The organism is Ruegeria sp. R8_1, assembly GCF_017743815.1.
Taxonomy (GTDB): Bacteria; Pseudomonadota; Alphaproteobacteria; order Rhodobacterales; family Rhodobacteraceae; genus Ruegeria; species Ruegeria lacuscaerulensis_A.
The window spans coordinates 89,325-95,774 of record NZ_JAGHRL010000010.1; the positions used below are offsets into that span (position 1 = coordinate 89,325).

The 6,450-nt window shown below is 56.0% G+C and carries 7 protein-coding genes and 1 pseudogene; 2 read left to right on the forward strand and 6 right to left on the reverse strand.

All coding sequences use genetic code 11. The annotated features are described in order from the left end of the window. Nucleotides 1-9: 9 nt before the first annotated feature. The 5 genes from pqqE to pqqA are packed head-to-tail and all read right to left on the reverse strand — an operon-like array spanning nt 10 to nt 3,131. Entirely contained in the window at nt 10-1,104 is a 1,095-nt protein-coding gene (gene pqqE / locus J7380_RS19110; RefSeq protein ID WP_209198070.1) for a pyrroloquinoline quinone biosynthesis protein PqqE, read from the reverse strand. After that, a complete protein-coding gene (gene pqqD / locus J7380_RS19115) occupies nt 1,101-1,388 on the reverse strand; it encodes a pyrroloquinoline quinone biosynthesis peptide chaperone PqqD (protein WP_209198072.1) in 288 nt (95 codons plus the stop codon). The genes pqqE and pqqD overlap by 4 nt, the downstream gene beginning before the upstream one ends. Beyond that, nucleotides 1,385-2,113 (reverse strand): pyrroloquinoline-quinone synthase PqqC, encoded by a 729-nt coding sequence (gene pqqC, locus J7380_RS19120; protein ID WP_209198074.1) that lies wholly within the window; start codon nt 2,111-2,113, stop codon nt 1,385-1,387. Before pqqC ends, pqqD begins: the two co-directional genes overlap by 4 nt. Beyond that, the gene (gene pqqB / locus J7380_RS19125; protein ID WP_209198076.1) at nt 2,110-2,997 is read right to left on the reverse strand and encodes a pyrroloquinoline quinone biosynthesis protein PqqB; all 888 of its coding nucleotides are present in this window, start codon (nt 2,995-2,997) and stop codon (nt 2,110-2,112) included. The genes pqqC and pqqB overlap by 4 nt, the downstream gene beginning before the upstream one ends. Nucleotides 2,998-3,023: 26 nt before the next feature. Continuing rightward, nucleotides 3,024-3,131 (reverse strand): pyrroloquinoline quinone precursor peptide PqqA, encoded by a 108-nt coding sequence (pqqA, locus tag J7380_RS19130; RefSeq protein ID WP_170356425.1) that lies wholly within the window; start codon nt 3,129-3,131, stop codon nt 3,024-3,026. A 217-nt stretch (nt 3,132-3,348) separates the two neighbouring features. On the opposite strand from pqqA, the gene J7380_RS19135 reads away from it, so the two are divergent. Continuing rightward, nucleotides 3,349-5,394 (forward strand): 4Fe-4S binding protein, encoded by a 2,046-nt coding sequence (locus J7380_RS19135; protein ID WP_247742649.1) that lies wholly within the window; start codon nt 3,349-3,351, stop codon nt 5,392-5,394. Between the two features lie 53 nt (nt 5,395-5,447). After that, nucleotides 5,448-6,281, forward strand: a complete 834-nt coding sequence (locus J7380_RS19140; protein ID WP_209198085.1) for an FAD:protein FMN transferase — start codon at nt 5,448-5,450, stop codon at nt 6,279-6,281. A gap of 35 nt (nt 6,282-6,316) precedes the next feature. Here J7380_RS19140 and J7380_RS20460 read toward each other — a convergent pair. Then, nucleotides 6,317-6,450: pseudogene (locus J7380_RS20460) on the reverse strand (carbon monoxide dehydrogenase); the annotation flags it as partial.

Here is a 6,450-nt window from a genome sequence, read left to right on the forward strand (position 1 = left end):
CTCGTGCGGTCAAGCCCCGGTCGGGTCCAGTTTTCGATAGACAAAGCCGCGGTCCTCCTGCGGTGATGCGTTTTGTAAAATCGCCTTGATCCGAGCGTGTTCTGGGGATTTTTGGCAAACTGGATCGGTCGCGGACGCGTCGCCTGCCAATGCCAGCGCTTGGCATCGGCACCCGCCAAAGTCCACCTCTTTGCGGTCGCAGCTTTTACATGGCTCGGGCATCCAGTCGGTGCCTCGATACGCATTGAAGGCCGTGCTGTCATACCAAATGTCACTCAGACGCCGATCTCTTACAGAGTCGAAATGCAGATGGCTCAGGGTTTGTGCGGCATGACAGGGCAGTATCGTACCATTCGGAGTTACGTTTAGCCCGGTTGACCCCCATCCACCCATGCACGCCTTGGGATAATCTGCGTAGTAGTCAGGCGGGACAAAGTCGAATGCCAAAACGCCCTGCAGTTGCTGTGCGGCCTTCGCCACTGTTTTTTTCACAGCCAAGGTTTGTTCAAACGACGGCATAAGATTGTGCCGGTTTTTCAAGGCCCATCCGTGAAACTGCACGCAGGCGACTTCTAGCCTGCGGGCACCGAGTTCGACGGCCATTTCGATCGTCCGATCCAGGTCGTCCAGGTTTTGGCTGTGCATCACGGCGTTCAGAGTCAGCGGAATGCCCCGATCGCGGATTTCGCGGGCGATTTTCATCTTGCGATCGAACCCGCCGCGATAACCTCCGATCCGATCAGCAAGTGCGGCGTTGGTGCCTTGCAGCGATAACTGAATATGGTCCAGGCCCGCGTCCTCAAGCCGATCGAGCCGTTTGGGTGTCAATCCCACGCCGGACGTAATCAGGTTGGTGTACAAACCCAGTTGGGCTGCGTGACGGGTCAGGTCCTCTAGATCGCGGCGCGAGGCTGGTTCGCCTCCAGACAGATGCAGTTGCAGAACGCCAAGGTCATACGCTTGCGAGAAGACATCTTTCCATGTGTCGGTGTCCAACTCGGTCTCTTTGCGTTCAAGTTCGACCGGATTGCTGCAATAGGGGCAACTAAGGGGGCATCGATGGGTCAGTTCGGCCAGCAGTGCGATAGGCGGTGCGATGCTCATGGCTTTACCATCACATACAGACGCCCGCGCAAAGTTTGTAAAAACTGTTGAGCGTCTTTCTCAATGGTCTCGGCCGGAGCCCCAAATGTAGCAGCCAAATCCGCGATGATATCGCCAAACCGGGCTTGCCCGTCGACCCTCGACAGGATTGCGACGCCAATATCGTCCAGTTCAATCACTTTCTCTGGTGCCATCAGAACGGTGCGATCACGTACTGCGTCGCGTTGAATCCGCACGCCGCGCGGCAGATAAGGGCGGTCCGATGCAGAGAAAACCAGCGTCATTTCATGCCTTCCCCGGGTTGCCAGGCACCGGGCGGGATCAGGCCGGGTTCGACATAGGCAGACCACAGCGCGTCGAGCTGTGCCCACAACACGTTGGTTTTGAAAATAAGGGCGTCACAGGCCATATCCTCTTTCTCGGATGTGTCGGCGTGATCCAAAACCCAATTCAGGCCAAAAGCCACATCTTTAGGTGCCTGCGACAGTCGTTTACGGAAGTAAGACAAACTGTCCGCATTGGCGAAGTCGTAGTGCTCGAGCAGACCTTCGATCCGTTTTTCATGAATTTTTGGGGCGAACAGTTCTGTCAGTGAGGACGCTACAGCCTGAAGTATTGGCTTTTCGCGGACGTAATGCACATAAGCATCAACGGCGAATTGAGTTGCGGGCAGAACACCACGCCCCGAGGCGACGTAGTCGGGGTCCAACCCGACTGCCTCGGCCAGTTTCAGCCACCGTCGGATGCCGCCGCCCTCTTTCACGTCCCCGTCGTGATCTTCGATCCGGGACCGCCATTCGCGGCGGATATCTGGGTCGGTACAACGCGACATGAAAGCAGCGTCTTTCATGGGGATCGCCGCCTGATATGCCCAACGATTGATCACCCATGCGCGCACCTGATCCGGGGAGCATTGACCGCTATGAAGCCGGTGGTGAAAGGGATGTTTGTCGTGATACCGCTCGGCCCCGATCTGGCGCAGCCGTGCCTCGAGAGTTTCGCGGCTCATATCGTGATCTCCTGCCCGTCATAGGCAATGGTCCAGCCTGCAGATTCGACAAAGGCGCGCTCGGGTCCATCGGGCTGCAACATCGGGTTGGTGTTGTTGATGTGGATAAAGGTTTTGGCCGCGTCGATCCCGGCCAATTGCGCGACCGAACCGTCCGGGCCACTGACCGAGATATGCCCCATCCGCTGCCCTGTTTTCACCCCTGTTCCCGAGCGGATCATCTCATCATCGTCCCAAAGCGTGCCGTCAAAAAACAGCTGATCCGCGTCCGAGAGTTGATCCAGCAGGGCGGGGGTCACTTGGGCGCAACCAGGAATATAATAGGCAATCTTGTCGCCTGCAGTCAGGCGAACGCCCACTGTTTGCTCTCCGATCAGATCGGTTTGAACGGTATCACCTTCCATGAAAAGCGGCACTTTACCGGGCACGGCAAACAAGCGCGCGCTGAGGCCGGGCTGCAGGGCGAATTCCTGATCAAGTGAAATAGGGGTCCGCAAGACCTTATCGCGATTGACCGCATCAAAAATCCGGTTCTGCGCTAGAACGTTAAGAATGTCCCCTGTGGCGAACAACGAAAACGGGGTTTGTTCGCGCAGGCTAAGCAAACCAGCAATGTGGTCGATATCTCCGTTTGTCAGCAATACCGAAGCCACAGGCGTATCGCGCAGTGTTCTGGGATGTAGTTTGGGGCAGTCCAGCATTTGTTGTCGGATGTCAGGTGAAGCGTTCAGTATGCTCCAGCTTTCACCATCGGGCGAGACCGCCAAAGATGATTGGCCAGACGGAGGGATGATTCCCAAACGGGCGTCCTCGCAATTTCGGCATCCACAATTCCATTGCGGCAGTCCGCCGCCTGCAGAAGCCCCAAGAACCAGAAAATGCACCTCGGGCCTCCGCTGCGTTTACGTAATCAGAACAGGTCGCGCTCGTGCTCGCGGCCTTCATCCTCGGACGGAGAATACATGTTGATCTCCATGCCGCAATTTACTTCTTTCAGCTTCGGTGCGCTCCAGGTCATTGCTACCTCCCATAAATCACTGGCGTTGATGAGACCGTACATCTCGGGCCAGATTCAGAAAATGCTTCTTTGGTCGTACGGTTCGAGCGGTAGTTTTGAACCCATTTGGGCCGAGGTCAACAGGCTTTAGGTCGTAGATTGCCAGCTTAGGACTTTTGTCGAATGTCGTCAGGTTGGATGGGCTTATAGTCTTGCGGCCATGCGCGCGGTTGTTGCAATGATCCTGCTGATGCTCGGCAGCCTAATGGCTGCGGCCGAGCCGCTGCCGCGCGAACGCATCGAGACATTTATCCGCGCCCCGTTTTCTCTGGGAGAGCGCCTTAGCGAAAATGGGGTTTATTCGCTGTTGAACTCAGGCGGGATCGAGGCGGGTTATGTGTTTGAAACTGAACCCTTAGCGCCTTTGCCGGGGTTCTCCGGTGCCCCGATCAACGTGCTGGTTGTCTTGGATCTTGAAGGACGGTTCATGGACGTCCAGCTGATTGAACATAACGAACCCATATTTGTGTCTGGTTTGGGTCAGGCACCGTTCCACAAGTTCTTTGAGCAATATGGAGGGCTGTCCATATCGGACTCGATCGTTGTTGGTACGCCGTACGGCGATGCTGCGTCCGGTTCGCAGCTAGTTTATCTGGATGGCGTAACGAAGGCTACGGCCAGTGTCCGTATAGCGCATGAATCCGTCATGGGGGCGGCGCTGGCCGTTGCGCGCGAAAAGATGCAAGGGTTGGCAACCGCGCCACCCGCTTTTCCGAACCCAGACTATGACGAGACCCTCAGCTGGGAGGATCTGGTCGCTAAGGGGATCGCAACCAACAAGATCATAAAGAATTCAGATGTCGACGCCCTTTTCGAGGGGACATTGTGGGAAGATGACGATCCCGAGGCACAGGATTATCCCGACGAGGCTTATCTGGATTTGTGGGTGGTTGATCTGGGGCCCAAATCCATTGCGCGCGCGGCATTGTCCCAAGACAGTTTCGACGAGCTGCAGGGTTTTCTGGAGATTTCCGACAATGATGAACCAATCCTTCTGATCGAAACTGCGCGTCATGGGCTGGTCAGCGACAAGTTCGTGCGAAATACAGCACCCGATTGGATTTCTGCAGAGCAAGACGGGTTACCGGTCGCATTGCGCGACGCCGATCTGCTTGTCGAATTGGCCGATGGAATGCCAGACGGCGTCGCAATGATCCTGCGCACCGACCGTCGTTTGGGTTTTGATCCTTCACGCGAGTGGGTCCTGAAGGTTCTTGCCGTTCGCGAACACGGCATGTTCCAGCCCGAGACGGGGTCGGTGACATTGGAAGTGAGGCATGTGACGCCCGATCGGTTCTTTGAGCGTCCGGTCCAGATCACGCCCGCCCCACCTTGGTTAGAGGCCCTGCGAAATCGTCAGACAGACATGATCATTTTGTCTGCATTGCTTGCCGGTCTAGTGCTGACGCTCGGTTTGCGGATGAATTCTTTCGCTGCGCAACCGCTGTTCACACCATACAGGCTCGCTATTCTCGCGGTCATCGTGGGATTCATTGGTTGGTGGGGACAGGGACAACTGTCCATTGTCACCGTGTTGGGCGTTATCCGAACAGCTATTGACGGGGGCAGCTACGGGTTTTTGCTGTACGACCCGTTTTCGCTTTTGATCTGGGCGGTTTCGATTGCCGGGTTAATCGCTTGGGGCAGGGGCTTGTTCTGCGGGTGGCTCTGCCCGTTCGGCGCGCTTCAGGAGTTTGCACATCATCTGGGAAAAGCGCTCCGCTTACCCCAGATCGAGCCATCGCGGGCGTGGGACCAACGGTTGAAATGGCTGAAATACGTGATTCTTGGTGGCTTGATTGGCGTCGTGTTTCTGGCCCCAGACGAAGTTGACAAAGTGGCAGAGGTTGAACCTTTCAAAACCGCCATCACAACTTTCTTTATCCGCGAGTGGTACTATGCCGCATATGCGATTTTTTGGCTTATTCTGGGCATGGTAATGTTCAAAGGGTTTTGCCGCTATGTCTGTCCGTTGGGGGCGGTCATGGCGATCGGAGGCCTTCTTCGTGGTCGCGACTGGATCGAAAGACGAGCTGAATGCGGGTCACCGTGTCAACTGTGCAAGGTCAAGTGCAAGTACGGGGCTATTAAGCAGACTGGGGAAATTCAATATAATGAGTGTTTCCAATGTCTTGATTGCGTTGCCATCCATGATGACCGAAACCAATGTGTCCCATTGATTCTAGCCGCACGCCGTCAATCCAGAAAGGTTGCTGCAGAATGATGAGCCGCCGACGATTCCTGGCCGTATCAGCGGCGGCTCTGGGGGCTCCTGCTATGGCTCAGCCGACTCAGTGGCGTGGTCAGGCCATGGGTGCCGAAGTCAGCCTGACCTTCGATGCCGATCCTGAGGCGGCCGCGTCTGCGATCACTAAAGTGCAGGCTCTCCTGGACCGGGCCGAGTCTTTGTTCAGTCTGTATCGGCCGGACTCTGATTTGGTTCGCCTGAACCAAACCGGGATATTAGTGAACCCAGCGCCGGAAATGTTGGAGTTGTTAAGTATTTGTGGTTGGGCACATGGCCGGACGGGGGGGCGGTTTGACCCAACGGTGCAACCGCTTTGGCTGGCGGCCGCCAACGGTCGCAATCTCGACGCTGCCCGAGAATTAATCGGTTGGGATAGGGTCCGGATATCCGAAGACAGAATTGTTCTGGGGCAGGGTCAGCAACTTACATTGAACGGCATCGCTCAGGGTTTTGTCACGGACCTTGTGGCCAACACATTGCGGAACGCAGGCTGGACCAATGTGCTGGTAAATATCGGTGAGTATTACGCCGCTGGCCGAATCTGGAGGTTGGGAGTTTCAGACCCGGTGCATGGCATTGTTCAAACCGTCAGGCTTCGGGATCGGGCTATCGCAACTTCCAGCCCCTCTGTGCTTCGTTTGAGCCCTGTTCATCTCCATATCCTGAATGCAAAAAACGAACGACCTGCACTATGGTCGACTGTCAGCGTGGAAGCCGCAAACGCAGCAATGGCCGACGCTCTCTCCACCGCGTTGTGCCATGTCTCAGCCAGTGAAATTCCAGAGATACTATCGCTTTCAAAGGGCAATCCCAAAGCCATTTGCACGCACGAAAGCGGCGAAGTATCGGTGTTTTATTCCTAAAGTCAGCCCTGTTTTTTTCAGGGCTGACGTTTTATTTAGCTGCAGGCTTGGACGGCGCGTTTGGTCATGACGCTGACCAGATGTGCGCGGTAGTCTTTGCTGCCATGGAGGTCGCCGATCATGTTCATTGGGTTCACCTTCAGGCCCATCAGGGCGTCGGCGCGGAACT